This is a genomic window from Mesorhizobium koreense, assembly GCF_031656215.1.
Classification (GTDB): Bacteria; Pseudomonadota; Alphaproteobacteria; order Rhizobiales; family Rhizobiaceae; genus Mesorhizobium_L; species Mesorhizobium_L koreense.
The window spans coordinates 867,743-892,912 of sequence record NZ_CP134228.1 but is presented as its reverse complement, the minus strand read 5'-3'; the positions used below and the strand labels follow the sequence as shown (position 1 = coordinate 892,912).

At 63.9% G+C, this 25,170-nt stretch carries 29 protein-coding genes; 11 read left to right on the top strand and 18 right to left on the bottom strand.

Going from position 1 to position 25,170, the window contains the following annotated elements; all coding sequences use genetic code 11:
* Positions 1–47: 47 nt before the first annotated feature.
* The 3 genes from RBH77_RS04195 to htpX all read right to left on the bottom strand — a co-directional run bounded on the left by RBH77_RS04195 (position 48) and on the right by htpX (position 4,428).
* Entirely contained in the window at positions 48–1,763 is a 1,716-nt protein-coding gene (locus RBH77_RS04195; RefSeq protein WP_311030896.1) for a heparinase II/III family protein, read from the bottom strand.
* Positions 1,764–1,874: 111 nt separating this feature from the next.
* A complete protein-coding gene (locus RBH77_RS04190; RefSeq protein ID WP_311030895.1) occupies positions 1,875–3,260 on the bottom strand; it encodes an RsmB/NOP family class I SAM-dependent RNA methyltransferase in 1,386 nt (461 codons plus the stop codon).
* Between the two features lie 178 nt (positions 3,261–3,438).
* A complete protein-coding gene (htpX, locus tag RBH77_RS04185; protein WP_311030894.1) occupies positions 3,439–4,428 on the bottom strand; it encodes a zinc metalloprotease HtpX in 990 nt (329 codons plus the stop codon).
* Between the two features lie 95 nt (positions 4,429–4,523).
* Here htpX and RBH77_RS04180 point away from each other — a divergent pair, with 95 nt between their 5' ends.
* The 3 genes from RBH77_RS04180 to RBH77_RS04170 all read left to right on the top strand — a co-directional run bounded on the left by RBH77_RS04180 (position 4,524) and on the right by RBH77_RS04170 (position 7,033).
* Positions 4,524–4,766, top strand: a complete 243-nt coding sequence (locus tag RBH77_RS04180) for a DUF1674 domain-containing protein (protein WP_311030893.1) — start codon at positions 4,524–4,526, stop codon at positions 4,764–4,766.
* A 112-nt stretch (positions 4,767–4,878) separates the two neighbouring features.
* Positions 4,879–5,277, top strand: a complete 399-nt coding sequence (locus RBH77_RS04175; protein WP_311030892.1) for a thermonuclease family protein — start codon at positions 4,879–4,881, stop codon at positions 5,275–5,277.
* A 277-nt stretch (positions 5,278–5,554) separates the two neighbouring features.
* Positions 5,555–7,033 (top strand): TadE/TadG family type IV pilus assembly protein, encoded by a 1,479-nt coding sequence (locus RBH77_RS04170; RefSeq protein ID WP_311030891.1) that lies wholly within the window; start codon positions 5,555–5,557, stop codon positions 7,031–7,033.
* 315 nt (positions 7,034–7,348) lie between these two features.
* Here RBH77_RS04170 and RBH77_RS04165 read toward each other — a convergent pair whose 3' ends face one another.
* From RBH77_RS04165 to RBH77_RS04155, 3 genes are all read right to left on the bottom strand, one after another.
* Positions 7,349–7,516 (bottom strand): hypothetical protein, encoded by a 168-nt coding sequence (locus tag RBH77_RS04165; RefSeq protein WP_311030890.1) that lies wholly within the window; start codon positions 7,514–7,516, stop codon positions 7,349–7,351.
* Between the two features lie 120 nt (positions 7,517–7,636).
* Positions 7,637–8,101 (bottom strand): hypothetical protein, encoded by a 465-nt coding sequence (locus tag RBH77_RS04160; RefSeq protein ID WP_311030889.1) that lies wholly within the window; start codon positions 8,099–8,101, stop codon positions 7,637–7,639.
* Between the two features lie 6 nt (positions 8,102–8,107).
* Positions 8,108–8,443 (bottom strand): ElaB/YgaM/YqjD family protein, encoded by a 336-nt coding sequence (locus tag RBH77_RS04155; protein WP_311030888.1) that lies wholly within the window; start codon positions 8,441–8,443, stop codon positions 8,108–8,110.
* 137 nt (positions 8,444–8,580) lie between these two features.
* On the opposite strand from RBH77_RS04155, the gene RBH77_RS04150 reads away from it, so the two are divergent.
* Complete coding sequence (locus tag RBH77_RS04150; RefSeq protein ID WP_311030887.1) at positions 8,581–9,675, top strand: AI-2E family transporter; 1,095 nt, start codon at positions 8,581–8,583, stop codon at positions 9,673–9,675.
* 16 nt (positions 9,676–9,691) lie between these two features.
* Here the strand turns inward: RBH77_RS04150 and RBH77_RS04145 are convergent, their stop codons facing one another.
* Positions 9,692–10,447: a Crp/Fnr family transcriptional regulator gene (locus RBH77_RS04145; protein WP_311030886.1), complete on the bottom strand. Its 756-nt coding sequence runs from the start codon at positions 10,445–10,447 to the stop codon at positions 9,692–9,694.
* Positions 10,448–10,596: 149 nt separating this feature from the next.
* Here RBH77_RS04145 and RBH77_RS04140 point away from each other — a divergent pair, with 149 nt between their 5' ends.
* Positions 10,597–11,001: a response regulator gene (locus RBH77_RS04140; RefSeq protein ID WP_311030885.1), complete on the top strand. Its 405-nt coding sequence runs from the start codon at positions 10,597–10,599 to the stop codon at positions 10,999–11,001.
* On the opposite strand, the gene RBH77_RS04135 is transcribed toward RBH77_RS04140, so the two are convergent.
* On the bottom strand, positions 10,974–11,522 hold the full coding sequence (locus RBH77_RS04135; protein ID WP_311030884.1) for an RNA polymerase sigma factor: 549 nt from the start codon (positions 11,520–11,522) through the stop codon (positions 10,974–10,976). The two genes, RBH77_RS04140 and RBH77_RS04135, sit on opposite strands and share 28 nt — an antisense overlap.
* 3 nt (positions 11,523–11,525) lie before the next feature.
* Positions 11,526–11,702 (bottom strand): NepR family anti-sigma factor, encoded by a 177-nt coding sequence (locus RBH77_RS04130; RefSeq protein WP_311030883.1) that lies wholly within the window; start codon positions 11,700–11,702, stop codon positions 11,526–11,528.
* 231 nt (positions 11,703–11,933) lie between these two features.
* On the opposite strand from RBH77_RS04130, the gene RBH77_RS04125 reads away from it, so the two are divergent.
* The 5 genes from RBH77_RS04125 to RBH77_RS04105 all read left to right on the top strand — a co-directional run bounded on the left by RBH77_RS04125 (position 11,934) and on the right by RBH77_RS04105 (position 15,031).
* Complete coding sequence (locus tag RBH77_RS04125; RefSeq protein ID WP_311030882.1) at positions 11,934–12,728, top strand: response regulator; 795 nt, start codon at positions 11,934–11,936, stop codon at positions 12,726–12,728.
* A 180-nt stretch (positions 12,729–12,908) separates the two neighbouring features.
* Positions 12,909–13,076 carry a DUF1328 domain-containing protein gene (locus RBH77_RS04120; RefSeq protein ID WP_311030881.1) on the top strand — a complete coding sequence of 56 codons (168 nt, stop codon included), beginning with the start codon at positions 12,909–12,911 and terminating at the stop codon, positions 13,074–13,076.
* A 172-nt stretch (positions 13,077–13,248) separates the two neighbouring features.
* The gene (locus tag RBH77_RS04115; protein ID WP_311030880.1) at positions 13,249–14,262 is read left to right on the top strand and encodes a sensor histidine kinase; all 1,014 of its coding nucleotides are present in this window, start codon (positions 13,249–13,251) and stop codon (positions 14,260–14,262) included.
* 215 nt (positions 14,263–14,477) lie between these two features.
* A complete protein-coding gene (locus RBH77_RS04110; protein ID WP_311030879.1) occupies positions 14,478–14,747 on the top strand; it encodes a YMGG-like glycine zipper-containing protein in 270 nt (89 codons plus the stop codon).
* Between the two features lie 119 nt (positions 14,748–14,866).
* Positions 14,867–15,031: a DUF1328 family protein gene (locus RBH77_RS04105; protein ID WP_311030878.1), complete on the top strand. Its 165-nt coding sequence runs from the start codon at positions 14,867–14,869 to the stop codon at positions 15,029–15,031.
* A 13-nt stretch (positions 15,032–15,044) separates the two neighbouring features.
* Here the strand turns inward: RBH77_RS04105 and RBH77_RS04100 are convergent, their stop codons facing one another.
* From RBH77_RS04100 to xylF, 3 genes are all read right to left on the bottom strand, one after another.
* Positions 15,045–15,836, bottom strand: coding sequence for an ATP-binding cassette domain-containing protein (locus tag RBH77_RS04100; protein WP_311030877.1), 792 nt, complete (start codon positions 15,834–15,836; stop codon positions 15,045–15,047).
* Between the two features lie 7 nt (positions 15,837–15,843).
* Positions 15,844–17,151, bottom strand: a complete 1,308-nt coding sequence (locus tag RBH77_RS04095; RefSeq protein ID WP_311030876.1) for a sugar ABC transporter permease — start codon at positions 17,149–17,151, stop codon at positions 15,844–15,846.
* Between the two features lie 109 nt (positions 17,152–17,260).
* Positions 17,261–18,304 carry a D-xylose ABC transporter substrate-binding protein gene (xylF, locus tag RBH77_RS04090; RefSeq protein ID WP_311030875.1) on the bottom strand — a complete coding sequence of 348 codons (1,044 nt, stop codon included), beginning with the start codon at positions 18,302–18,304 and terminating at the stop codon, positions 17,261–17,263.
* A 188-nt stretch (positions 18,305–18,492) separates the two neighbouring features.
* Between xylF and RBH77_RS04085 the strand changes: the two genes are divergently transcribed.
* Entirely contained in the window at positions 18,493–19,737 is a 1,245-nt protein-coding gene (locus RBH77_RS04085) for an ROK family protein (protein WP_311030874.1), read from the top strand.
* Between the two features lie 16 nt (positions 19,738–19,753).
* Here RBH77_RS04085 and phoB read toward each other — a convergent pair whose 3' ends face one another.
* From phoB to pstS, 6 genes are all read right to left on the bottom strand, one after another.
* Entirely contained in the window at positions 19,754–20,443 is a 690-nt protein-coding gene (gene phoB, locus RBH77_RS04080) for a phosphate regulon transcriptional regulator PhoB (RefSeq protein ID WP_371832865.1), read from the bottom strand.
* A gap of 17 nt (positions 20,444–20,460) precedes the next feature.
* Positions 20,461–21,165 (bottom strand): phosphate signaling complex protein PhoU, encoded by a 705-nt coding sequence (gene phoU, locus RBH77_RS04075; protein ID WP_311030873.1) that lies wholly within the window; start codon positions 21,163–21,165, stop codon positions 20,461–20,463.
* A gap of 24 nt (positions 21,166–21,189) precedes the next feature.
* Entirely contained in the window at positions 21,190–21,996 is an 807-nt protein-coding gene (pstB, locus tag RBH77_RS04070; RefSeq protein ID WP_311030872.1) for a phosphate ABC transporter ATP-binding protein PstB, read from the bottom strand.
* Positions 21,993–22,844 carry a phosphate ABC transporter permease PstA gene (pstA, locus tag RBH77_RS04065; protein ID WP_311030871.1) on the bottom strand — a complete coding sequence of 284 codons (852 nt, stop codon included), beginning with the start codon at positions 22,842–22,844 and terminating at the stop codon, positions 21,993–21,995. Before pstA ends, pstB begins: the two co-directional genes overlap by 4 nt.
* A 17-nt stretch (positions 22,845–22,861) precedes the next feature.
* Positions 22,862–23,854 (bottom strand): phosphate ABC transporter permease subunit PstC, encoded by a 993-nt coding sequence (pstC, locus tag RBH77_RS04060; protein WP_311030870.1) that lies wholly within the window; start codon positions 23,852–23,854, stop codon positions 22,862–22,864.
* Positions 23,855–23,927: 73 nt separating this feature from the next.
* Positions 23,928–24,980 carry a phosphate ABC transporter substrate-binding protein PstS gene (gene pstS, locus RBH77_RS04055; RefSeq protein WP_311030869.1) on the bottom strand — a complete coding sequence of 351 codons (1,053 nt, stop codon included), beginning with the start codon at positions 24,978–24,980 and terminating at the stop codon, positions 23,928–23,930.
* Positions 24,981–25,170: the final 190 nt, after the last annotated feature.

The window sequence follows — 25,170 nt, the reverse complement described above, 5'->3', positions numbered from 1 at the left end:
ATGCCGGGCGGAATCAAACCGTCAGGGTATGTCCGCCTCGTCCACCCTTAGCCGGGCAGGACCGCCCGCGTTCGCGTCAGCCGCCACGCGATTTCCGGGATTTCCGATGCGCGGAAGCTGAGCAGGATCTGGCGGCTCCGCTGCGGCCCGGCGAGACCGGCGAAGAAGATCGAGTCCTCCACCTCCGGCTCGACGCCGCTGCAGGAAAACGCCCACTCGCCGCCGCGTGCCGCTGCGATGAGCATGCGCCCCTCCTCGTCGCGGTGAAGCCGCGTATCCGGATGCAGGTGGAAGCGAAGGGCGATGAAGTCGGCCGCGCGGCCGGATGCCGGCCGACCGTCGGCGGTGAAAAAGCGGTCGGCGCCGTTTAGCGTACCGCCGTCGTCTGAGAGCATGAGTTGGCGTTCGTGGATCAGCCCGAACCGGGAGAGATAGCCGTCATGGCGGGCGACGAAGCCCTGGTGACCGCCATGCTCGATGCGCTCGCATTCGACGCGGCGCGGCCCGTCCACCATCGCCGTGCCCACGACCTGTTCGAGACGCGGCGAGAGGTTGAAACGGCAGGACGAAGCGTCGTTGATCGTCGCGGTCGAATGCGCGGCGGTGGCGCGCGACAGCGGGCGGAAATCGCGCGCACCGAAGGAATCGACGCCCGCATTGACGATGAACAACTGACGGCCGGAGGAAAGTTCGAAGGAGAGGCACCCGGCCTGCGCGTTGCGCGACACTTCCGGCGGCGGCGGCGGGCCGGTATCGGCGATGATTGTGGTGCCGCCCGCGACCATTCGTTCGTAGCCGGAATGCGGGGCATGCATGAGCGGCGCGCCGATCGTATCGTCGTGGCGCAGCACAGCCGCGATACGGTTGTGGATGGTGACGCCGACGCCGTTGAAATGCGCCAGCGTACCGTCCTGGTGGCGAAAGAAGCGAAGCGCCGGCAGCATGCGGTCGACGGCGCCCATGAGGGCGGGCGGCAGCGCCTCCGCCTGGTTGGCGAAGGTCTGGCGCAGCGGCAGGAGATCGGCGAGCAGTTCGAGGATGGCGGCTGGGTTGCGCGAGATGTGTCCGCCATCGGGCAATATCTGCCGTTCCAGTTCATCGGAAAGATGACGAACGGCACTGCGGAGCACCGACGCCGATGCCGGCAGCGACAGCGCGGCAAAGGCAAGCGCGATGCGGGCGCGCAACCGCTCCTCGCCATCGGGTATTTCCGGCGCCATGACGCGCAGATAGCGTATCTGCACGGCCAGAAGTCTCAGGAAGGAGCGGTAGAACGGGTATTCGGCGCCGTGGAGGACGATGGCCGAATGCTGCAGCCAGGCGATAACGCGCCGAGAGGTGACGGCCGGATCCCAGGCCAGGCCGGAGATGCGGCCGCCATGGGCGGCGATCCATTCCGCGACGAGCGCACGCGCATTCGCCGCCGCAAGGTCGGTGCCGGCCTCGCGCATATGGCGCAGCCAGCGGAAGCTGTTCAAATTCTCAAGCCAGGCGGGATTGTTCACCTCGAGTTGGAAGGGCGACTGTCCGCTCGCCTCGACGACATGGCCGGCGAAGGGAAAACGGCCGTGATAGATATCGGCGGCGGTCTGCGGGTCGGCGAGCCTGAGATCGGGAGGCGCGACCAGGATGCGCTCTGGCGTGCGCCCGGCGTAGCGCCAGCGATAGGCGGGGCCGGCGCGCAAACGCCGGCGGGCGCGCCGGTACAGCGCGTGTCCCACGAGCGCCCACAGGCGCGGGGCATACCCCCTCGCTTCCCTCAATGCCGCGCCTTCCTCGTCCAGCCTCGCCCTAAGCCAGTGGGGATTCTAAAGGAGTCGCTCCGATATGCGAAGGCGCAAATTGCTTTTGCGCGGTAACCCCCTATGCCAGCCCTATGGCAGGCGAAAGAGGCGCGCGGCGAAGAAGCCGTCCATGCCGGAAAGGGCAGGCGTTCCGAGGTCGAGTTCGGCGGGCGTGGTCCTGAGCGTCCCGCGTGCCGTGATGAAGGGATCGATGCCTGCGGCCTCGCCGAGCCGGATCGGGTCCAGCCTGACACCTTCCGTTCCGGCAAGGAACCGTTCGAGAAGCACCTCGCCCTCCGCCGGATCGAGCGAGCAATTGGAGAAGACCACCCGTCCGCCGGGGCGGACCAACTCCACCGCGCGGCCAAGCAGGCGGAACTGCACCTCGGCAAGCTTCTCGATATCAGCCGGCGTCTTCGTCCAGGGCACGTCCGGATGGCGGCGTACTGTGCCAGTCGAGGAGCAAGGCGCATCGAGCAGCACCGCGTCGAAGGGCCGTGCCGGCTCGTACTTCATGAGATCGGCCGTGACGATTTGGGCTTCCAGCCCAAGCCTGCCGAGATTGACGGCAAGGCGCTTCAACCGGCTCGATGATATGTCCACCGCCGTCACCCGCGCGCCGGCCGATACAAGCTGCGCCGTCTTGCCGCCGGGGGCAGCGCATAGATCGGCAACACGCGCTCCAGAGACATCGCCGAGAAGACGCGCCGGCAGGCTGGCCGCCGCATCCTGCACCCACCAGGCGCCATCGCCATAACCGGGTAATTCGGGAACGGGAGCGGCAAGCCGTTCCACGCGCACCGTGCCGGTGGGCAGCACGATGCCGCCGATCCGCCTCGCCCATTTTTCCGGATCGGCGCGAACCGTGAAATCGGTCGGCGCCTCGACCCTATGCGCGGCCAGTATGGCCGCGGCATTTTCCTCGCCATAAGCCGCGACGAGCCGCTCGCGGAACCAGTCCGGAGCGTCCTCCGTCGCCGCCAGCATCTCGGGCAGCGCCTTGTCCTTCGACCGCGCCAGCGCGCGCAGCACCCCGTTCACGAGACCGCCGAAGCGCGCCGTGCGCGGATCGCCCTTGGCATGGCTGACGGCGAGGTCCACCGCCGCGCTGTCGGGAATGTCGAGGAAGAGTATCTGGGCGGCGGCGACATGGAGGATATGCGAGAGCGCGTGCGCGTTCCCCGGCAGGGGCCGGTCAAGTTCGCGCTCGATCAGCTTCTCGATCGTGACGCGGAAGCGCAGTGCGGTCGTGAGGACCGCCCTGACCAGCGCCCGGTCGCGAACGTCCAGCGCGCGATATTGCGGATGGCCGCCCGCCGCATCGGTCAGCCCGTCGAGCGATGTATGCGCATCGATGATCGCCGAGAGGAGCCGCGCCGCCGTCTTGCGCACGGCAAGGCCGGGGCGTTGCTCCCCGCTCTCTTTAGGCTTTCCCGATTGTGGCTTGCGGGAATGAAGATGTAGGTCGGGTCTCATGACCCAGGACTACTACCGCATACGGCGAAGTATCCCCCACTCCGTCCGCTTCGCGGCCACCTCTCCCCCACCTTCGTGGGGGCGAGGAAAAGTGCCAAGCCTTGCGGCCGGCGCTTCCTCTCCCCCGTCGAGCGGGGGAGAGGTGGTTTGCGAAGCAAATCGGAGTGGGGGTCGAACTTCATATGCGATCGCCTCGCCGCGCACGCGGTCCGGTCGGGCTGCGGCGCCATGGATTGTCCAGCGTTTCGCTTTCTGTCGCGCGGCCCCACGGACCGGACGGGATGTCGGGATCGCTCGGACGCGCCGCCGGTGCGCTACCTTCCATCCCGCCGCCCGCCATGGCTTCGAGCGCCGCGATACGATTCTCGGTGTCCGGGTGGGTCGAGAAGAGGTTGTCCATGCGCGTCCCGGAAAGCGGATTGATGATGAACAGATGCGCGGTGGCCGGATTGCGCTCCGCCGTGGGATTGACGACATGGTGGGCGGCGGTAGCGATCTTGCGCAAGGCCGAGGCGAGCCAGAGCGGGTTGCCGCAGATCTCGGCGCCACGCCGGTCGGCGGAATATTCGCGCGTGCGGCTGATCGCCATCTGCACCAGCATCGCGGCGAGCGGCGCGACGATCATCGCCACCAGCACGCCGACGAAGCCGAACGGGTTGTTGTTCTCGCGCGAGCCGCCGAAGAAGAAGGCGAAATTGCCGAGCATCGAAATCGCGCCGGCAAGCGTCGCGGTGATCGTCATGGTCAGCGTGTCGCGATGCTCGACATGCGAAAGCTCATGCGCCATCACGCCCGAGAGTTCCTCCGGCGTAAGCTGGCTGAGCAGGCCCGTTGTGGCCGCGACCGCCGCGTTCTGAGGGTTGCGGCCGGTGGCGAAGGCGTTCGGCTGGTCGTTTTCGATGAGATAGACCTTCGGCATCGGCAGGTTGGCGCGGTGCGCGAGGTCGCGGACGATGCGGTAATATTCGGGCGCCGTGCGCTCGTCGATCTCGACTGCGTGGTGCATGGAGAGCACCATCCTGTCGGCGTTCCAGTAGCTGAAGAGGTTCATGCCGGCGGCGATCACGAAAGCGATAACCGTGCCGGCAGGGCCGCCGATCAGGTAGCCCACCCCCATAAAAAGAGCCGTCATTACGGCCAGCAGCATGCCGGTGCGAATGGCGTTCATTTTCTTCTCCGCAAGGCGGTGCGCCGATCGCCCGAACGGGCTCGATCGCACCGGATCAACCGCCTATATGATGGGAAACCAACGAACCCGTTTCAATGTCGAAAGAATACGAAATGACGGATGACGAACGGCACGGAAAGACAACCGAAAACGTTGCCGAACCGCCCGCGGCAAAGCGGTCGCCCGCGGCACGGCGCGCGTTGGCCGAGGCCGAAGCGCGACGCGCCGAATATCTGGCGAAAGAAGCCGGGGCACCTGCCGAGCATGGCGGGCGCGGCGGCAAAGACCCGGCACGTTACGGCGACTGGGAGGTGAAAGGCAAGGCGGTCGATTTCTGAACCGCGCGACATTGCCATAGGCCCATACTAGGAATATATTCCCTATATGGGTCGATTTCCCTTCTCCCGGCGGGCTGGACCGGTTCCGGTTGTTTTCGCGTGCGCGGCGACGTTGCTCGCCGCCATCCCCGCCGTCGATGCGCGCGACGAGATCAGCGGTCCCGTCACCGCCACCGTCGTGCGGGTGATCGACGGGGATACGTTCGTCGCCGAGGCGCATGTCTGGCCGGGCGAGACGGTGCGGGTCAGTGTGCGCATCCGTGGCATCGACGCGCCGGAATTGCATAGCCGCTGCCCACGCGAACGGTTCGCGGCAGCCGAAGCGCGCAATGCGCTCGCCGCGCTGCTCGGCAGTCAGAAGGTGAAGATCACCAATATAGGCGGCGGCAAATATTACGGCCGCGTGCTCGCCGACGTAGAGACGGAAGACGGCGAGGTGGCGCCTGTCCTGCTCTCCCGAGCACTGGTCCGATACTATTCCGGCGGCCGGCGCCAGCCCTATTGCGGCTGACCCGAAGCGGGACAAGCGTCGAAGGCGGCGTACCGATCCGGGACACCTCTTTCCCACAGGCGATGCCTTGCGGGCCTGCTACGGTTGACGACCGGTAAAGGATTTGCGCGCTGGCGCTTTTCCTTTACCAACGATTAACCGTTGCAAAGACGATACGTAATTAGAATCAACAGCTTATCCGGGTACTCGCGGCCATCCGCCGATGCTCCGGGAGATCGGCAAGCTTCCTGCACTTGTCCGTTCAGCGGCTGGATGCCGCCAAATGGAGGCAGGAAAGATGCGGCGTGGTTTTGGGGGTGCGGGCAGGCAGCTTGCCCGGTTCATCGAGGACAGGAGCGGCAATTTCGCCGTCATTACGGCGGCGATCCTGACGACGATCCTGCTTTCGGTCGGGTTTGGCATCAATACGGCACAGATGGTGCTGACGCGGTCCAATCTGCTCAACGCGCTCGATTCGGCCGTCACCTCGACGGCCCGCGACCTGACGACCGGCGCCATTCCGGAAGACGACGCCGAAAAGACGGTCAAGGCTTTCCTATTCACTAATGGCGGTACCGGTTTCGCGTCGGCCGACAAGATCAGCCTCGATTCGCTCATCGTCGACCACACCGCGAAGACCGTCACCGCGACGGCGAGCGTCAACATTAGCCTGCTCTTCCCGCTTTTCGGTGCGGCCGACAGCCAGAAGATCTCGGTGACATCGGCGGCGCTCTATTCCGACAAGCAGGTCGAGGTCGCCATGATGCTCGACCTCACCGGCTCCATGGCCAAGACCAAGTACACCGACAAGATCGGGGATCTCCGGCTTGCCGCCACGAACGCGGTCAAGACGATGCTCGGTAACCAGAACACCAACAATCCGAGAGTACGCGTCGCGCTGGTGCCCTATGCGTCAGGCGTCAATGTCGGCGCGCTCGTCAATAACGTCTATGCCGAGACTTCGTCTTCGTCCGACCTGCCGCCGGTGGCAGGCAGTAAGCTTCTCGTATCGAAGACGGGCAGCAAGGCGCTGCCTCTCTTCGCCACCTACAAATCCATCGTCGCTTCCGCCTATCCGCATTCGGACAATTGTGCGACGGAGCGGAAGGATCGCTACGGAAACGCCGATTTCAGTGCCGACGGCCCCGACACCATCCGCACCGACAAGAACGGCCAGCCTTATTACGCGCTGGTCAACCGCGATAACCATCTTTCCGGATCCTCGATGAACAAGTGCCCCGATGCGAAGGTCATCCCGCTTACGACCGACGAGGATGCGCTGCTCGATTCGATCGATGACTTCGAGGCCAATGGCTACACGGCGGGCGCCATCGCGGTCCAATGGACCTATTACATGCTCTCCTCGCAATGGCGCTCGGCCATCAAGGACGCCGGTCTGGGCGACGGGCCGGCGAACACGAACCCGAACAAATTATCGAAGGTTGCGATCCTGATGACGGACGGGCAGTTCAACACAGCCTATGCCGGCGTGAGCAATGACTACAACGACCAGGGCGACGTCGCGCGCGGCAATGCCGAAAGCATTTGCTCCAACATGAAGGCCGACGGGATCGAGGTCTACACGATCGGCTTCGACCTCGACGACAAAAGCATGAGCGCCACGGAAAGGGCGGAGGCGAAAAGCGTGCTCAAGAACTGCTCCTCGCCCGACAAGCCCGGCAGGCAGCACTTTTTCGACGCGTCGACGGGGACGGAACTCGATGGAGCCTTCCAGAAGATCATCGCGGACATCGAAGGACTGGTGCTGACGCAATAACCGCATCCGGAACGGAAACGAAAAGGGCCGCCCTCGTCGAGGACGGCCCTTCCGTGTTTTGGTGCGTGGCGCGGCCCTTGCCATTTGTGGCCTGCAGGTTGTGGGCCTGGAGGCCACCGGCCGCCGATCGCGCCTAGCGGGAAGACTGCTCCCCGCAAAGGCGATCCGTCGGGACCACGCTCAGGCACAAATCACTCGACATCGGATCACCTCCTTTCGATTGGTTGGACACGGCCCCAATGTGGAGTCCGATCTCCATCGATGCAAGAGCCCATTCGGCCGATACCGAAAGACACCACTAGATCCGAATGCTCGCTAGCCGTTGAGGTGCACGGCAGCCGGTTCGTTTGCGAGATGTTCGCCGTAGATCTCAAGACCGAACCAGACGATCCCCGCCAGGATCAGCGCGCAGATGAGGACGATGAGGATTTGCATGCCCCATCGGCCCTGCCGGGCTTTTTCCGCGGGAATTTTCTTTTCCACGCCATCGCTCCTTTGGTCGGCAATACCGCCCGCCCTCGCCAAGTTCCCGCTTTCGGGAAGCAATGGGTGGGTGGGGAGATGGTTCCGTCTTTGGTCGGAATGCCTGCAATTGGAAGCGGATCAGGCGTCGTCGTCTTCGCGATCGGTGCGCTCCGGCCTGCGCGACCGGTTCTCCTTGTAGACCTCGTAGGCCGCGATGGCGGCAAAGGGCGCCAGCACCTCCAGAACACCCAACCGCGAACGAAGCAGCGAGGGCAGCGCGGCGAGCGCCGCGGCGCCCAGCACACCGGAAAGCTCGGCTTTTCGTGCCTTCTTCCGGCGCCGCGCCCGTGTCCGAGCTTCCACCACGGCATAGATGGCCACGAGGAGGATGGCGATCACGATGAAGCCGATCCCGAAGTAGATCGCAGCCGGGATGGCACCGAACCGGTGAACGGCCGCCACGAAGCCCGCCGCCACTAGGAAGCCGATACCGCATATGGCCGCGACCGCCGCCAGCGCATAGACGATTGCGGCGCGCCGGAAACGGCCAAAAATATCGGAGACTTCACCGCTCGCCAGCGAGCGAATGATCGAGGCCAGCATGCGCGGCTACCGTCTCGCCATCACGGCCAGAAGGAAGCCGACCGCAGCCGCGATCGCAAGCGAGGTGGCCGGTTTTTCGCGCACGGCCGCATAGACCTGACCCTCGATATCGCGGGCGTTCGCGCGCAACCCGTCATAAGCCGCTTCACCTTGCGATTTAAGCTGGTCCACGCCCGCAGCGGCCGCTTTTTTCATCGCCCGGACCGAAATCTCGCCGGAGCTTTCAAGCTGCTCGGAAAGCTTCGCCACCTCGGCGCGCAGGATTTCGATCTGGGCCTCCAACTCCGCGGCGCTGCGCCTCGAGCCGTTGGGCGATTTTCCGGTACCGGCTTGTGTTGCCATTTGAGAAGCTCCCTCTTTCGTCAAACCACCCAACGTTCGGCGCCGCGGTAAGTTCCTTGTCCCGAAGCGGAACGGGCGAGGACTTCCGGAACGGAACAGGGCGACGGCGCGTTAAAGCGGCCAATCCGGAATTCCATATGAACGTCAACGTCCGCAAAAAGCCGCCGATCGTCCGGCTGCCGCCAAAATCCAATCTTGAATTGCTGCTCTCGAACGGGGCGCGGGCCTCGATGCTTCTTGTCGGGATCATCGCGTTCGTCTTCGCGCTTCATGCCGGCCGACTTATCCTCGAGCCCGTCGCGCTCGGTATCGTCATTGGCCTGATGCTCGGCCCGGTCGCCTCGAAGATCGAGGAAAGGGGCGTATCGCCGGCCCTTTCGTCCCTCCTGGTCGTCCTGGTTTTCCTGCTGTGCCTGTGCGCCCTTGCCGCTGCGCTCGCCACGCCGCTGGCATTCTGGTTCAGCCGGCTGCCGGAAATCTGGCGCGAGTTGCAGATTCACCTGTCGCAGTTCAGGGAACCGCTCGATTCGATCGCACATATGCGCGAGCAATTACGCAACATCACCGGGGGATCGAAGGTCACCGTATCGGTGGACAGCGGTTCGCCGGTCGAGAGTGTCGCCGTGCTGGCGCCGGCGGTGATCGCGCAGATCATCCTGTTTTTCGCCGGCATGTATTTCTTCCTCGCAACCCGGCACCGGACCCGCATCGCCATATTGCGACTGTGCCTCGACCGCCGCCTGCGCTGGCGTGTCGCCCACATCTTCCGCGACGTGGAGTATCTGGTTTCGCGCTATCTTCTTTCGATCACGGTCATCAATATCGGACAGGGCATAGCCGTGACACTCGCCCTGTGGGCCATCGGCGTGCCTTCCCCGGCGATCTGGGGCGCGCTCGCAGCGCTTCTCAATTTCGTCATCTATATCGGCCCCGCCGTGATGGCGGCCGTGCTGCTCGGCGTCGGCGTCATCAGCTTCGACACGCTCGGCGCGACGCTTCTCCCCACGATCGTCTTCCTTGCCCTCCATCTGGCCGAATCGCAGTTCGTGACACCGACCGTGCTCGGGCGGACGCTGACGCTCAATCCATTCGTGATTTTCCTGGCGCTCGCCTTCTGGATATGGATATGGGGGCCGATCGGCGGGTTCATCGCCGTGCCGGCGCTGCTTATCGTCTACGCGATCGGCGGGAACATACTGCCCGGCATGGAATGGTCCACTGAAAGCGATTGAGGATCGCCTGGACGGATCACAAAAGCGGCCGCACCGTCTCGCTCATCCCTTCCCAACCCGCGACATCCAGCAGACCGTCGATGTCGCGAACCACGCACCCCCTTTCCTGCCAGGAGATGAGGCGGCGCTGGACCAGCTTGCGCAGCGTCTTGTTGGTGTGCACGAGCGAGAGGCCGAGCGTGTCGGCGACGTGCTGTTGCGTGATCGGGATCTCCAGTGGATGCGAACTGTCGAGGCCGACAGCCGACGCACGCCCGGCGATGAAGGCGATCAGATAGGCGGCCCGTTCGAGCGCCGTGCGCCGGCCGACGCTCAGAAGATTCTCGTCCAGCATCTGTTCCTCGCGAGAGGCGAGCCAGGTGATATCGTAGGCGAGCCCCGGATGCTTGCGGTAAAGCTCGTATAGCTGATCGCGTTCGAATACGCACAGAAGCATGGGCGAGAGCGCCTCTACGGAATGGCTCATCTCCTCCATCAGGCTGCCCTGAAGTCCGATCAGGTCGCCGGGCATCGCATAGTTCAGGATTTGCCGGCGGCCGTCCGGCAGGAGCTTGTAGCGGAACCCCCAGCCGGAAAGCACCGTATAGAGATGGGCGCTGTTGGCGCCTTCCACGAGGACGGTAGCACCGCGATCCACCGAGAGTTCGCCGGTCTTGAACCGGCTGATGAAAGCAAGTTCCTCCGGCTCGAACGGCCGGAAGACCGGGCGTTTTCGCAATGGACATTTTTCGCAGGGAACGCGTTTTCCGGAATTTTCCGCAGGAAGGGTCAAGCGCGGGCTCCAATGCGACGGGCCGGTTTCCAGCCATATCGTAGTATCGCCGAGGGTTTTGCGAAATGAATTTCGATCATGTCTTTTTTAAATGACAGCCCGGTTGTCCTACTGCATGAAGGCCTGCCGTGAAGCATGGAGAAAACCGCGTGGCCGCGCTGCCTCTCGCCGGATTCCGCATCCTGATACTCGAGGATGAATACCTCATCGCGATGGATGTCGAGCAGCTATGCCGCGACCATGGCGCCGAGGATGCCATCCTCATCGGCAGTCTCGACGCGATCGAGACCGAACTGGCCGGCCAACGCTTCGACGTTGCCGTGATCGACGCCATGCTGGGCGGCCGGTCCACGCTGGATTTCGCCCGCAGGCTCGCAGAGCAGGGCATCCCGTTCGTTTTCGCGACGGGCTATGACGGCACGGCGGGAAGGTTCGCGGATTTCCCCGGCGTCCCCGTGGTCGGCAAGCCGTATGGCGGGCAGGAGCTGATCGAGGCGATCGCATCGGTCGTCGGGCGCGGCACGGCTCAGGCGACGTTGGAGCCCAATACCTGAGCGGCGATCGAATCGGGACCGTAATCGGCTTCGCCGGATATCTGCAGCAATTCCTGAAGTCGTGTCCTGCCGCGGCTGACCCGGCTCTTTATCGTGCCGACGGCGCAGCCGCAGATTTCCGCGGCTTCCTCATATGAAAAACCGGAGGCGCCGATGAGGATGATCGCCTCGCGCTGGTCTTCCGGTAGCTGCTTGAGCGCCCGACGGAAATCCTGCAGGTCGAGCGCACCGTCCTGGCTCGGATGGACGGCCAGCCTTCCGGTCATGGTGCCGTCGCTGTCCTGCACCTCGCGGCCCCGCTTGCGCATCTGCGAATAGAACTCGTTGCGCAGGATGGTGAAGAGCCAGGCCTTGAGGTTCGTGCCGGGCTGGAAGCTTTTCTGCTTGTCCCACGCCTTCACCAGCGTCTCCTGCACGAGATCGTCGGCCTTGTCGGCGTTCTGTGCGAGAGAGACGGCAAATGCGCGAAGGCTGGGAATGGCCGCCAGCAAATCGCTGTGGAAGCCCGTGGCGGACGCCATGCGTTATTCCTTGCCCGTGGATGTTTCAGCCTGCTCCAGCCGGCTCAGGAGCTGGGTGAAGCGGTCCGGCACTTCGTCGGAAGCGATCTCGTCATAATACTGGCGGAGTTTTCGACCGATCTCTGAATTCGGTCCCAGAATTTCCGGTCCACTCGCCCTGCGGCCCGCATTGCTTTTCATTCGCCCGGTCTTTGTTCCTGAAGTCATACCCAACCTTGTTTCCCCCAAGCGTCCCGTATCTCGTAAGGCCCCGTGTCTCTCGCAAGGCTACGCAACGCGCCCTTGTCGCCGCCCCGATCTGCGCATAAACGCTTTATCTTAAAATGGGTTCCCTGATATGGAACTTTTTCGGCGCGGCATCGTTTTTGTACCGTTTTGTGCGTCGAAATATTTTGAGGGAGCCGGAAACGAATGAGCCTATCTGCGTCGATTGCACCGCAATTGCCCTATCTGCGGCGGTTTTCCAGAGCAGTTTCCGGGTCGCAGACGAGCGGCGACGCCCTGGTCGCGGCCGTGCTCGAAGCCATCATCGCCGATGTAACCATCTTTCCCGACGCCTCCAGCACCCGCGTCGCGCTCTATAAGGCCTTCGCGAAGCTCTACGGCACGATCGCCGTCCGCGTCCCGCAGGTGAGCCCGGCGTCGGGGTGGGAAAAACGCGCCGCCGCGAACCTTTCCGCTCTCGCGCCGCGCGCCAGGCAGGCCTTCCTGCTGGTCGCGGTCGAAGGCTTCACCGACGATGAGGCGGCGGAGATCCTCGATGTCGACGAGGACGAGTTCTCCTCGCTCCTGCAGGAAGCGAGCGTGGAGATATCCAGGCAGGTCGCGACCGACATCCTCGTCATCGAGGACGAGCCGCTGATCGCGATGGACATCGAGGAAATGGTCGAAAGCCTCGGTCACCGGGTCGTTGGAACCGCCCGCACGCGCAGCGAGGCGGGGGAGATCTTCAAGCGGACAAATCCGAAGATGGTGCTTGCCGACATCCAGCTCGCTGACGGAAGCTCGGGTATCGACGCCGTCAACGATATCCTGGCCACCTCGCCCATTCCGGTCATCTTCATCACGGCCTTCCCCGAGCGCCTGCTTACCGGCGAAAGACCTGAACCGGCCTTTCTGGTAACGAAACCTTTCAATCCTGAAATGGTTAAAGCGCTTATCAGCCAGGCTCTTTTCTTCGATAACCAAGCCAAGGCCGCCGCCTGAATTTATTTCGGCATCGAGGGACGGCCTGTCTATTTGCCGTCATTTCGCCGTTATTTGATTCCTATTGGCGCGCGCTGCTGCTGCCGTAAGGGCAGCTGCCTCCCGACATGGAACCAATCGCGACGGGGTTCGTTGACCCTGTCGACGGCTGGCGGCGCTCGGGATTTCAGGAGATCGGACATGCTTTATTGGGGACTGGTATTCTTTATCGTCGCTGTCATGGCGGCCGCATTCGGCCTCGGCGGCCTTGCGGCATCGTCGGCGGGCGTGGCCCAGCTGCTCGCCTTCATGCTGACGGCGTTCTTCGCCATGTCGCTTCTTGCAGCCTTCTATCGCCGCGTGCGCTAGATCGAGAGCACGACAACAGGTTCCCCAGGCTGGGAGCCGCCCCCTCAAACGGCTTCCATGCGCCGCCGGGTGAATGCGTTCCGCACAGACGCACACCCGGCGGAACATCGTTTGGGTGGAACTTCTTGAAGGCCTTGCCCGTTTTGCGTTGACACGCGGATACGTGGCGTAAATGAGCACAGAAAAAGGCACCAGTGACGGGCGTAGGCCAGCAAGTGCGGGGGTCGGTGCGAATCTCGCCCGGGCGCTCGAAAACTGCGATATCTCCGTCATTTATCAGGATCCGGGCGGCAGCGTCGTGTGGACGCGGGGCGTCTCGCCGGCATGGAACAGCGGCGGCGTTGCCGCCGGTTCCCGCGATGGGGATTTTCTCCCGGAAGACGAGGCCGAACGCCTTTGGAAATTGAAAGAGACCGTCCTTGCCGACGGCGTGTCGCGGACGGCCCAGATTTCGGTGCCTGACGCGAGCGGAGCCAGATGGTTCAACATATGGGTGGACGCGGACTGCACGGATAGCGGCGCGATCCGCGGACTGCTCACCACCGCTGTCGAAACGACCGAACAACGGCGAAGGGAACAGACCCTGCGCACGCTCCTGCGCGAAGTCAGTCACCGCTCCAAGAACCTGCTCTCCATCATTCAGAGCATCGCCACCCAGACAGGCCGGTATTCGGGCGGCATCGATTCCTTTCTCGTGCGCTTTCGCGGACGCATCCAGTCGCTCGCGTCCTCGCAGGATCTGGTGACGTCTTCCAACTGGCGCGGCGCCAGGCTGCAGGAACTCGTTGCCGGACAGGTGGCCCGTTACTGCGCCGACCCGCAGCGCAATATCCGCCTGGAGGGCGAGAACCCGTATTTCAATCCCAACGCGGCGCTCCATATAGGGCTCGCGCTGCATGAGCTTGCCGTCAACTCCGTCAGCTACGGTGTACTTGCCGCCGGCGACGGCTCGGTGACGATATCGACCGAACGGGATAGCGGCGGACAAGGAATGTCCGACCTGGTACTGATCTGGTCCGAAGCGAGCGCCAGCGATCCGGACGTGCTGAAGGAAAAGCGGTTCGGCAGCGTCGCCCTGGAACGCGTGGTCCCGGCCTCGCTCGGCGGCAGCGCCAGCCTCGCCTTCGGCCCGGTGGAGTTGGGATACCGGCTGACCATTCCCGCCCACAATTTCGAGAGCGATTAGGCCACCGCCCCGCGCTCGTTCTTTTTATGGAACGATATGCCTCGATTTCCGTTTTCCTGCGGAATTGGAGGAAAGTCGATCCCGGTAAAGACTGGTTAGCCACAAATAGAAATCGTGACGGGTGGCCGTAAAGAAGCCGCGAACGCCGTTATCGAATGGAATGTAGCCGGCCCCAAAAGGTTTGGCACGAAGGGGCATATTCAAGGAGAAGGTTGATGAAAAAGCTTATCTTGGTGATGGTGGCCGCCGCTCCACTTGCATTGGTGGGGTGTACGACTGCCGAACAGACCGGCGTCGGCGGTGCTGCGGTAGGCGCGGCCGTGGGCGGCCTGGCGACCGGCACGACGGGTGGCGCGCTTGGCGGCGCGCTGATCGGCGGCACCGCCGGTTATCTGCTCGGCAGGTCCGCCGATCGCCAGGGCTATTGCCGCTATCGTGGCCACGACCGCTACGGCCGTCGCGTGATCTACGAACGCCGCTGCTGATACCGATCTTCGCGGGAGGCTGTCGCGAGGCGGCCTCCCCACCTCTTTTCCAACGACTTAAACTTCCGCGCAACGACGTGCCGCCAAGCCGATTCCATCGGGCTTGAAGGAGGATTTTTATGCTTCGCTGGATCATCATCCTTGTCATCATCGCCGGCGTGGCAAGCCTGCTCGGCTTTCCCGGCATCGCCGGCGTGGCCGGCGGCCTCGCCCGCATCCTGATCATCATCGTGCTGATCGTGCTGGTACTGCTTCTTATCTTCGGCGGCGCGATACTCGGCTGAGCCGGCTGACGGCTTATGCCGCCGCGGCCTGCATGGCCCCGGGTCCCGGCACCGCGCCCGGCGGGCACTTGCCGAGGATGATCATTCCCAGCACCTCGTCCTTGGTGACGTCTCCCGTGCGCGCGGTTCCCACGACCTGACCGTTCTTCATGACGCAGACGCGGTCCGCGAGATCGAATACGTCGTGGATGTCGTGGCTGATGAGGAAGATGCCGATGCCGTCGGCCTTGAGCTGCTTGATCAGTTCGCCCACCTGCGCGGTTTCCTGCGGGCCGAGCGCCGCCGTCGGCTCGTCCATGATAAGGATGCGCGCATTGAAGAGGATGGCGCGAGCGATCGCCACCGACTGGCGCTGGCCGCCCGACAGCGACTTGACCGGCTCTTTGAATCGCTGGAAGCGCGGGTTGAGCCGCCCCATGACCTTGCGCGCCTGGTTCTCCATCGCAACATCGTCGAGCGTGCCCCATGCCGTACGAAGTTCCCGGCCGAGGAACAGGTTCGCCGCCGCATCGACATTGTCGGCCAGAGCGAGCGTCTGGTAGATCGTCTCGATGCCGTATTTCTTGGCGTCGCGCGGGTTGTTGATGGTCGCTTCCTCGCCGCGGATGAAGATCTCGCCCGTATCCCGCTTGTAGGCGCCGGAGAGGATCTTGATCAGCGTCGACTTGCCGGCGCCGTTATGGCCGAGAAGCGCCATCACCTCGCCTTCATGCAGATCGACCGAGGCCTCGTCGACGGCATGCACGCCGCCGAAGGAGATCGAGATGTTCCTCAGATCGACGAGTGGGGGTCTCTGGGCGTCCATGTCGGCCTCACTGGATCCTGCGGCGGTAGAGCGTGTCGAGCCAGACGGCGACGACCAGCACCGCTCCGACGACGATGTTCTGCAAGGGGGTGTCCAGTCCGAGCAGCACCATGCCCGATTGCAGCGATTGCATCAGCACCGCGCCGAGCATGGCACCCGCGACCGTGCCGACGCCGCCGGCGAGCGACGTGCCGCCGATGACGGACGCCGCGATCACCAGAAGCTCGTCCAGCGTGCCCTGCGCGTTGGTCGCCGCGTTCAGCCGCGCGATCGAGATGGCGCCGCTCACCGCCGTCAGCATGCCCATCAGCATGAAGACCTTCACCGTCACCCAGCGCGTGTTGATGCCGGCAAGTTCGGCCGCCTCCGGATTGCCGCCGATGGCGAACACGTAGCGGCCGAAACGCGTGCGCGTCGCGAGGAAGGTCATGACCGCGCCGGCCGCAATCGCGATCAGCACCGGTATGGCGATACCGTGCGCGATGAACAGCCCGCCGTCGGGGATGGTGATGTTATGCGCTTGGGCATAGCGGCGCACGATGCCGATCGGCCACGGATAGGAATTGGCGACACCGACCGCCGCCAGGATGGCGATGCAGGTCACGCCGCCCAGGAAGAATTCCGCCCAGACGGGGCGTTGCGGAAAGCGGAAGCGGCTGCGCTGCACTCGCCCGTTGATGAGGGCGAGGACGACGAGGAGGCAGGCCACGATCCCCACCACCCAGCTCCATGTGGCGCCGATCGACCCCTGCGGCCCGCCTCCCATGAGCTTGAACGTCTCGTCCATGGGCGCCACGGTACGGCCGCTCGTCACCCACCACGCGGCGCCGCGCCAGACCAGAAGGCCGCCAAGCGTCACGATGAAGGACGGGATTTCCAGATAGGCGATAAGAAAGCCCTGGAAGGCGCCGAGGACCAGACCGAGGACCAGACCGACCGCGAGCGCGATGATCCAGATCGTCGGATGCTCGTAGCCGAGCAGTTTGGGAAGGAACTCGGTCTGCGTCACCCCCATGATCATGCCGATGAAGCCGAGCATGGAGCCGACGGACAGGTCGATGTTGCGCGTCACGATGACCAGCACCATGCCCGTCGCCATGACGGCGATCGAGGCAGACTGGACCGAAAGGTTCCAGAGGTTGCGCGGCGTCAAGAACAGCCCGCCCGTCAGGATATGGAAAACGATCCAGATAAGGGCCAGCGCCCCCACCATCCCGAGCATGCGGGTGTCGATTTCGGTCGCCCTGAGGAACGATTTCAGGGGACTGAGTTCCGCCGCCCGGGCGCGGTCGAGCGGCGCGGTCGAATCGGACATGGCTTCCTCCCCGCGCGGCAAAGCGAGCCACCGCGTCTGCCGCGCTAACTGCCATATTACGTGGCCGCCGCGGTTCTGGTCAAACCGCGGCGGCGCGATCTGTCGAAGCTCAGCCGCAGACCTTGACGGTTCCGGCCTTCACGCCCTGGCAGACTTCGTCCTTCTTGATCCAGCCGGCATCGATCACCACGTCGAGATTGTCCTTGGTGATCGGGAGCGGCTTCAGGAAGATCGAGTTCATCTCGACATGCTTCGGCCCGCCGTCGAATTTCTGGACGCCCGGTATCTCGGTCATCTTCTTGCCGTCGGCGAGCATGGAAGCGATTTCGGCCGCTTTCTTGCCGAGTTCGCGCGCATCCTTCCACACCGACACGGTCTGGGTACCGAGAGCGATACGGTTCAGCGCCGCATGGTCGCCGTCCTGTCCCGAAACCGGCACGGAGCCGGCAAGGCCCTGCGCGGCAAGTGCCGCGATCGCACCGCCGGCCGTGCCGTCATTGGAAGCGACCACCGCGTCGACCTTGTTGTTGTTGGTCGTCAGGAACTGCTCCATGTTCTTCTGGGCGTTCGCCGGCAGCCAGCCGTCTGTATAGGCCTCGCCGACATTCTTGATCTTGCCGGCATCCATGGCAGCCTTCAGCACTTCCATCTGGCCGGAAAACAGGAAATCCGCGTTCGGGTCGGCCGACGAGCCCTTGATGAAGACGTAATTGCCTTCCGGCTTCACGGCGAAGACCGCCTGCGCCTGCATGCGGCCGACTTCCTTGTTGTCGAAGGTGAGATAGAACGCTTCCGGATTCTCGATCAGCCGGTCATACCCGACTACCGGAATGCCTTCGTCCGTCGCTTTCTGGATGGCCGGGCCGATCGCCGAGGAGTCCTGGGCCAGCACGATGAGCGCGTTGGCGCCCTGCGAGATCAGGCTCTCGATGTCGCTCAACTGCTTTTCCGCAGAGGATTGGGCGTCAGCGGAAATATATTTATCGCCATCGGCCTCGAGCTGCTTCTTGATCGCGGCCTCGTCCGTCTTCCAGCGCTCTTCCTGGAAGTTCGACCAGGACACGCCGATGATCTTGTCCTTCGCCTGAGCAAACGTCGAGAACGAAAGCGTGATCGCGGCACCCGCCAGCAAGGCGGCCGTAAACTTTCCCATGATTTCCTCCCTGCGCCGAACCGGCGCGATGAATAGACCGTCGGTCTCTGGGAAGCTCTTTATTTCGAGCTTCGAAAAAAAGAATGACTCACTCTTTTATCCATGTCAATATACTTCACGCGCTGTCATGCGGCTCCGATCGGCCCCGGCTGGATCCGACGCCCGACGGCACGGGAGGAATTGTGTAAATGACGGTCGGAATCCGCCACGACGATCTCAGGCGGCGCAATCGTGCCATGATCATCTCCGCCGTCCGCCGCGCCCGGCAACCCTCGCGTACGGAGATCGCCGGAATTACGGGGCTCAGCCATTCCACCATTTCGGCGATTTCGGCCGACCTGATCGAGGAAGGCATTCTCACCGAGGTGAAGGGCGGGACGGCGGTGTCGAAACGCGGCCGGCCGCAGGTGGCTCTCGGCCTCAATCCCGAAACGAGTTCGGTCGTCACGATGCTGCTGGCGCTGAACACGCTTTCCGCGACGCTCCTCGACTATGCCGGGAATATCGTGGCGGCCGAGCAGTGCAGGCTGTCGACGATGACGCTTGCGCGGGACGAGCTGATCGCGGAGGCGGTCGGGATTGTCGGCCGCCTCGTCTCCAGAAGCGCCGCCGCCGGATCGAGGGTGATGCGCATTTCCTTTGCCGTGCAGGGCGTCGCCGATTCAGGCGGAGCGGCGATGCTCTGGTCGCCGATCACGCCGCACCGGAATATCCGCTTCGGGGATGCGCTGGAGAAGGCGTTCGGCCTTCCGGTCACGGTGGAGAACGATTGCAACATGACGGCGGTGGCGCTGCGCTGGCGCGACCCGGAGCGCTATCGCGACAATTTCGTCTCCGTGCTCCTGTCGAACGGTATCGGCATGGGCCTCTTCCTGAACGGCGAACTCTTCACAGGCACGCGCTCTTCCGGCGGCGAGTTCGGCCACATGATCCATATCCCGGACGGCGATCTCTGCCGCTGCGGACGGCGCGGCTGCATCGAGGCCTATGCCGGCAATTATGCGATCTGGCGCAACGCCCACGCCCTGCCCGACCGCGACCATTTCATCGCCGATATCGAGGACCGGGATATGCTGGCGCTCGCCGAGGCGGCGCGTACGCATGACGGACCGGAGCGGAGAGCCTACGCGCAAGCCGGGGAGGCGATCGGCCTTGGCCTCGGCAGCCTGTTCGCGCTGATCGATCCGGCGCCCGTCGCGATGGTCGGTATCGGCGCGCGCGCCTTCGACCTGATCGAGGGACCGATGCGCGCCGCGATCGCGAGGACCGTCGGCGGCCAGCACGAGGAAGCGATATCGTTCGCCACCGAGCCGGACCAGCTTTCACTTATCCGCGAAGGCTGCGCCATGCGCGCGCTGACCTTCCTCGACCAGGAGGTTTTCGCCGCCGGAAACCCGCCCTCCGTGGCCGCACGCGGGAGGGCGGTTGCCTGAAGCCGCAGGACGCTGGTCAGCTCTCCTGAATGGAATAGCCGGCGCCGCGGATCGTGCGGATGACGTCCGGCAAGCGGCCGTCATTGACCGCCTTGCGCAGGCGCCCGACATGGACGTCGACCGTGCGCTCGTCGATATAGATGGTTTCGCCCCACACATTGTCGAGCAACTGGCCGCGCGAGAAGACGCGGCCGGGGCTGCGCATAAGGAATTCGAGCAGGCGGAATTCGGTCGGGCCGAGCCTGATCTCGGCCTCCCCGCGATAGACGCGATGCGTCTCGCGATCGAGTACGATGTCGCCGACCTTGAGCACGTTTGAAAGTGTCTCGGGTTTCGCCCGCCGCAGGAGCGCCCGCACGCGTGCCACGAATTCGGGCATGGAGAACGGCTTGACGAGATAGTCGTCGGCGCCGGTCGAGAGCCCGCGCACCCGGTCGCTTTCCTCGCCGCGCGCCGTCAGCATGATCACCGGCAGGCGTTCGGTCTCGGGTCTTATGCGGAGCCGGCGGCAAAGCTCGATGCCGGAGATGCTTGGCAGCATCCAGTCGAGCACGAGAAGGTCCGGCACGTTCTCCCTCAGCCTGATCTCGGCTTCGTCGCCGCGCATGACCGTTTCGACCTGGTAGCCTTCGGACTCCAGATTGTAGCGCAGGAGCACGGAGAGCGGCTCTTCGTCCTCCACCACCAGGATTTTCGGTGCGATCATCGGCATCGGCCTGTCTGCTATTCCGCCAGTACGTTCGCCGTTTCGTCCTGCTTCGGCCGGTCGGGCGAAAGTTGCCGGCCCGTGACGATATAATAGCCGTTTTCCGCGATATTGGTCACATGGTCCCCGATCCGCTCGAGGTTCTTGGCGCAGAACAGGAGATGCGTGCAGGCAGTGATGTTGCGCGGGTCCTCCATCATATAGGTCAGAAGTTCGCGGAAGACCGCCGTATACTGGATGTCGATCTTCTCGTCGTCGCTGCGCAATCCGCTCAACCCCTCCGCATCGCGCTCCTCGTATTTGCGCACGACCCCCTCGACCTGCCCGAGGACGAGATCGGTCATGGCGTCGATGCCATGGGCGAACCGGCGCGGCGGCACCGCCTCGCCCACCGCGCCGACGCGCTTGGCGATGTTCTTGGCCAGATCGCCGATCCGCTCCAGGTCGGCTGCCATGCGGATGGCGCCCACCACCGAACGCAGATCGCCCGCCACCGGCTGGCGGCGTGCGATCAGCGTGATCGCCCGCTCGTCGAGATCGCGCTGCATGGCGTCCATCACCGCGTCCTGCGACACGACGTGGTGGGCGAGCGGGTTGTCGAGGTCGAGCAGCGCGCGGGTCGCCGATCCGACCATCGCGGCGGCGAGGTCGCCCATCTCGTGGATCAGCCGGTCGACGGCCTTCAGATCCTCGTCGAAAGCGGTGACGGTATGCTCTCTCATGATCCGGTCCCTGTGAAGGCGGGGCTAGCCGAAGCGGCCCGTGATGTAGTCCTGGGTGCGCTTGTCATGCGGCGAGGTGAAGATCTGCTCGGTGTCGCCGAATTCGATGAGTTCACCGAGATACATGAAGGCCGTGCGGGCCGACACGCGGGCGGCCTGCTGCATGTTGTGGGTGACGATGACGATCGTGTAGTCGGCCTGCAATTCGTCGATCAACTCCTCGATCTTCGCGGTCGAGAGCGGGTCGAGCGCGGAGGCCGGTTCATCGAGCAGGATCACCTCCGGCTTCACCGCGACCGTGCGCGCGATGCAGAGCCGCTGCTGCTGGCCGCCGGAGAGGCTGAGTCCGCTGGCGTTGAGCTTGTCCTTCACCTCGGTCCAGAGCGCGGCGCGCTTCAGCGCTTCCTCGACCCTACCGTCGATTTCGGACCTCGGCAGTTTCTCGTAGAGCCGGATGCCGAAGGCGATGTTTTCGTAGATGGTCATCGGAAAGGGCGTCGGCTTCTGGAAGACCATGCCGACCTGGGCGCGAAGCAGGTTCAGGTCCTGCCCTTTGTCGAGGATGTTGCGGCCGTCGAGGAGCACCTCGCCTTCGGCCCGCTGCTTCGGATAGAGTTCGTAGATGCGGTTGAAGACGCGCAGAAGCGTCGATTTCCCGCAGCCGGAAGGCCCGATGAAGGCGGTCACGCTCTTCGCCGGCAGCGACAGCGATATATCCTTCAGCGCCCGCGTCCGGTCGTAGAAGAAATTGAGGTTGCTCACCTCGAGCTTCACCTCTTCGGCGGCCGGCCGGCTGGCGGCGATGGATGTCGGCGACAGCATTTGTGTCATCTGTCCTCTCTCCGGACGGTAAGGGCGCGTGCGACGATGCTCAACATCAGCACGGCGAAGGTGATGATCAGCGCGCCGGTCCATGCCAATTGCTGCCATTCCTCATAGGGGCTGAGCGCAAACTGGAAGATGGTCACCGGCAGGCTGGCCATCGGCGCGTTGACGTTGCTCGACCAGAACTGGTTGTTGAGCGCGGTGAACAGGAGCGGCGCCGTCTCGCCCGAAATGCGCGCGATCGCCAGCAACACGCCGGTGACGATGCCCGACAGCGCGGCACGGTAGGCAACAGATCGGATGACGATCCAGCGCGGCGCGCCGATGGCCGTGCCCGCTTCGCGCAGCGCGTTCGGCACGAGGTTCAGCATGTCTTCCGTCGTGCGCACCACCACCGGCATCACCAGTATGGCGAGCGCGAAGGCGCCGGCGAGCGCCGAGAAATGCCCCAACGGCCGCACCATGATCTCGTAGATGAACAGGCCGACGACGATGGAAGGGGCGGAAAGCAGGATATCGTTGATGAAGCGCACCACGACGGTGAGCTTCGAGAAACGGCCGTATTCGGCCATGTAGGTGCCGGCGAGGATGCCGACCGGCGTGCCGACCGCGATGGCGATCGCGGTCATGACGACGCTGCCGGCGATGGCGTTGAGGAGCCCTCCCGCTTCGCCCGGCGGCGGCGTCATCTCGGTGAACACGGCAAACGACAGGCCGGCAGTCCCCTTCCAGACCAGCGCACCCAGAATGAGCGCCAGCCAGGCGAGCCCTATTGCCGCCGCGACCATGCTCAGCCCCATCATCAGGGCGTTGCGGGCCTTGCGGCGATTGTGGCGCGAAGATGCGGCTGCCATCGTTCGAACGCTCCCTCTCAGCTTCCGGCGCGACGCTCGATCCGCATCAGCATGAAGCGGGACGCGGCGAGGATCAGGAAGGTGATGACAAACAGGATGAGACCGAGCGCGATCAACGAGGATGTGTAGAGCTCGCCGTCGGCCTCGGTGAATTCATTGGCGATCGAGGCCGAGATGGTGGTGCCCGGCGCGAACAGCGAAGCCGAGATGCGGTGCGCGTTGCCGATGACGAAGGTGACCGCCATGGTCTCTCCGAGTGCGCGGCCGAGCCCCAGCATCACGCCGCCCATGATGCCGACGCGTGTGTATGGAATGACGACCCGGCGCGTCACCTCCCAGGTCGTGCAGCCGATCCCGTAGGCGGATTCCTTCAACACCGCCGGCACGGTGTCGAACACGTCCTTGGTGATGGACGTGATGAAGGGCAGCACCATGATCGCCAGGATCAGCCCCGATGTCATCAGCCCGATGCCATAGGGCGGACCGGAAAACAGGCTGGAGAGCCCCGGGACGCCATGGAACAGCTTGATGACGAAAGGCTGCAGATGGACCTGCAGGAACGGCGCGAAGACGAACAGACCCCATATGCCGTAGATGATCGAGGGAATGCCTGCCAGAAGTTCGACCGCGATACCGATCGGCCGCCGCAACGAACGTGGGCAGAGTTCCGTGAGGAACATCGCAATGCCGATACCGATCGGCACGGCGATCACGATGGCGATAAGCGAGGTGACGAGTGTGCCGTAGATCGGTGCAAGCGCGCCGAATTTCTCTGTCACCGGATTCCAGGATTCGGTGACCAGGAAGGACCAGCCGAAAGTTGAAAGCGCCGGCCATGCCCCGGCGACCAGCGAGACCGCGACGCCGCCGAGGATCACCAGGACAAGGGCGGCGGACAGGCGCGTCAGTATGTGGAACAGGGAATCGGTGAAGGCGAAGCGCCGCACAGCAGCCGCGCGGATGTTCGCGGCCGAACTCGAGGAATACGCGGTTTCTGCGGTGATGCTCATGCGGCCCTCGTGCTGAAGAAGACGGGAAGGCAACGATGTGCTTTCCCGTCCTCGACCTTTTACAATTCCGTCGTCACTCGGCGTAGAGTGGCTTGCCTGCGGAGCCGACGATATCCTTGGACCACATCTCCTCGACGCTCTTGACCACATTGTCCGGCATCGGCACGTAGTCCAGTGCTCCGGCCATGTCGTCGCCCTTGGCGTAGGACCACGCGAAGAATTTCAGCGCGTCGGCAGTGGCGTCCGGATTGTCCGGCTTCTTGTAGACGAGGATCCAGGTCGCGGCCGTCATCGGCCAGGATTCCGCGCCCGGCTGGTTGGCGAGGATGACGCCGTAGCCCGGCTGGGAAGACCAGTCGGCATTGGCTGCGGCGGCCGAGAAGGCGGCGGCAGTCGGCTCGACCTTGTTGCCGTCCTTGTTGATCATGTCGGCATAGGTCAGCTTGTTCTGCTTGGCGTAGGCATATTCGACATAGCCGATGGCACCGCTGGTCTGGGCGACGTTGTTGGCGACACCCTCATTGCCCTTGGCGCCGAGGCCGACCGGCCATTCCAGCGCCGTGGCGACACCGACCTTTTCCTTCCAGTCAGCATTCACGTCAGCCAGATAATAGGAGAAGTTGAAGGTCGTGCCCGAACCGTCGGAGCGGTGGATGACGGCGATGGCCTGATCCGGCAGCTTGGCGTCGGGATTGAGCTTCTGGATGGCCTCGTCGTTCCAGTTGGCGATCTTGCCGAGGAAGATGTCGGCAAGGGTCGGGCCGTCCAGCACCAGGTCGCCGGGCTTGATACCTTCGAGATTGACGACCGGCACGATGCCGCCCATCACCATCGGGAATTGCGCAAGGCCGGTCGAATCGAGGTCCTCGCCCTTGAGCGGCGCGTCGGAGGCGCCGAAGATCACGGTCTTCGCCTTGATCTGCTTGATGCCGCCGCCCGAGCCGATCGACTGGTAGTTGAGACCGATTCCGGTCTCCTGCTTGTAGGCATCGGCCCACTTCGCATAGATCGGATAGGGGAAGGTGGCGCCTGCGCCGGTGATGTCGGCGGCATCGGCGGGAACCGTTGTGATCGACAGGGCGACGGCCATAGCCGCCAGCGCGGTCGAACGGATGAGAGTGATCATGGAGCCTGCTCCTGTTGGGACATTCGCGTGGCGTCTTTGCGCCGCGAGTGCCCATAGCGGCCGCATGTAACAGTTGGATGACAGTTTCATGTCGCCTGCATGACCCATTCGCAGGCGCCTTGCAGGCCGATGTGATGCACGCGATTGCAGCAGGCCGGATGGGCCGAAAATCGTCTAAGGAAACAGACAT

Excerpts from the sequence above, each read along its gene's own strand:
- RBH77_RS04150 (WP_311030887.1), top strand. The coding sequence starts at position 8,581 with ATGAACGTCAACGTCCGCAAAAAGCCGCCGATCGTCCGGCTGCCGCCA.
- RBH77_RS04190 (WP_311030895.1), bottom strand. The coding sequence starts at position 3,260 with ATGAGACCCGACCTACATCTTCATTCCCGCAAGCCACAATCGGGAAAG.
- phoU (WP_311030873.1), bottom strand. The coding sequence starts at position 21,165 with ATGAGAGAGCATACCGTCACCGCTTTCGACGAGGATCTGAAGGCCGTC.
- pstS (WP_311030869.1), bottom strand. The coding sequence starts at position 24,980 with ATGATCACTCTCATCCGTTCGACCGCGCTGGCGGCTATGGCCGTCGCC.
- RBH77_RS04095 (WP_311030876.1), bottom strand. The coding sequence starts at position 17,151 with ATGTCCGATTCGACCGCGCCGCTCGACCGCGCCCGGGCGGCGGAACTC.
- RBH77_RS04130 (WP_311030883.1), bottom strand. The coding sequence starts at position 11,702 with ATGAAAAGCAATGCGGGCCGCAGGGCGAGTGGACCGGAAATTCTGGGA.
- RBH77_RS04105 (WP_311030878.1), top strand. The coding sequence starts at position 14,867 with ATGCTTCGCTGGATCATCATCCTTGTCATCATCGCCGGCGTGGCAAGC.
- RBH77_RS04110 (WP_311030879.1), top strand. The coding sequence starts at position 14,478 with ATGAAAAAGCTTATCTTGGTGATGGTGGCCGCCGCTCCACTTGCATTG.
- htpX (WP_311030894.1), bottom strand. The coding sequence starts at position 4,428 with ATGAACGCCATTCGCACCGGCATGCTGCTGGCCGTAATGACGGCTCTT.
- RBH77_RS04155 (WP_311030888.1), bottom strand. The coding sequence starts at position 8,443 with ATGGCAACACAAGCCGGTACCGGAAAATCGCCCAACGGCTCGAGGCGC.
- xylF (WP_311030875.1), bottom strand. The coding sequence starts at position 18,304 with ATGGGAAAGTTTACGGCCGCCTTGCTGGCGGGTGCCGCGATCACGCTT.
- phoB (WP_371832865.1), bottom strand. The coding sequence starts at position 20,443 with ATGATCGCACCGAAAATCCTGGTGGTGGAGGACGAAGAGCCGCTCTCC.
- RBH77_RS04120 (WP_311030881.1), top strand. The coding sequence starts at position 12,909 with ATGCTTTATTGGGGACTGGTATTCTTTATCGTCGCTGTCATGGCGGCC.
- RBH77_RS04125 (WP_311030882.1), top strand. The coding sequence starts at position 11,934 with ATGAGCCTATCTGCGTCGATTGCACCGCAATTGCCCTATCTGCGGCGG.
- RBH77_RS04180 (WP_311030893.1), top strand. The coding sequence starts at position 4,524 with ATGTCGAAAGAATACGAAATGACGGATGACGAACGGCACGGAAAGACA.
- RBH77_RS04160 (WP_311030889.1), bottom strand. The coding sequence starts at position 8,101 with ATGCTGGCCTCGATCATTCGCTCGCTGGCGAGCGGTGAAGTCTCCGAT.
- RBH77_RS04135 (WP_311030884.1), bottom strand. The coding sequence starts at position 11,522 with ATGGCGTCCGCCACGGGCTTCCACAGCGATTTGCTGGCGGCCATTCCC.
- RBH77_RS04115 (WP_311030880.1), top strand. The coding sequence starts at position 13,249 with ATGAGCACAGAAAAAGGCACCAGTGACGGGCGTAGGCCAGCAAGTGCG.
- pstC (WP_311030870.1), bottom strand. The coding sequence starts at position 23,854 with ATGAGCATCACCGCAGAAACCGCGTATTCCTCGAGTTCGGCCGCGAAC.
- RBH77_RS04100 (WP_311030877.1), bottom strand. The coding sequence starts at position 15,836 with ATGGACGCCCAGAGACCCCCACTCGTCGATCTGAGGAACATCTCGATC.
- RBH77_RS04170 (WP_311030891.1), top strand. The coding sequence starts at position 5,555 with ATGCGGCGTGGTTTTGGGGGTGCGGGCAGGCAGCTTGCCCGGTTCATC.
- RBH77_RS04085 (WP_311030874.1), top strand. The coding sequence starts at position 18,493 with ATGACGGTCGGAATCCGCCACGACGATCTCAGGCGGCGCAATCGTGCC.
- pstA (WP_311030871.1), bottom strand. The coding sequence starts at position 22,844 with ATGGCAGCCGCATCTTCGCGCCACAATCGCCGCAAGGCCCGCAACGCC.
- pstB (WP_311030872.1), bottom strand. The coding sequence starts at position 21,996 with ATGACACAAATGCTGTCGCCGACATCCATCGCCGCCAGCCGGCCGGCC.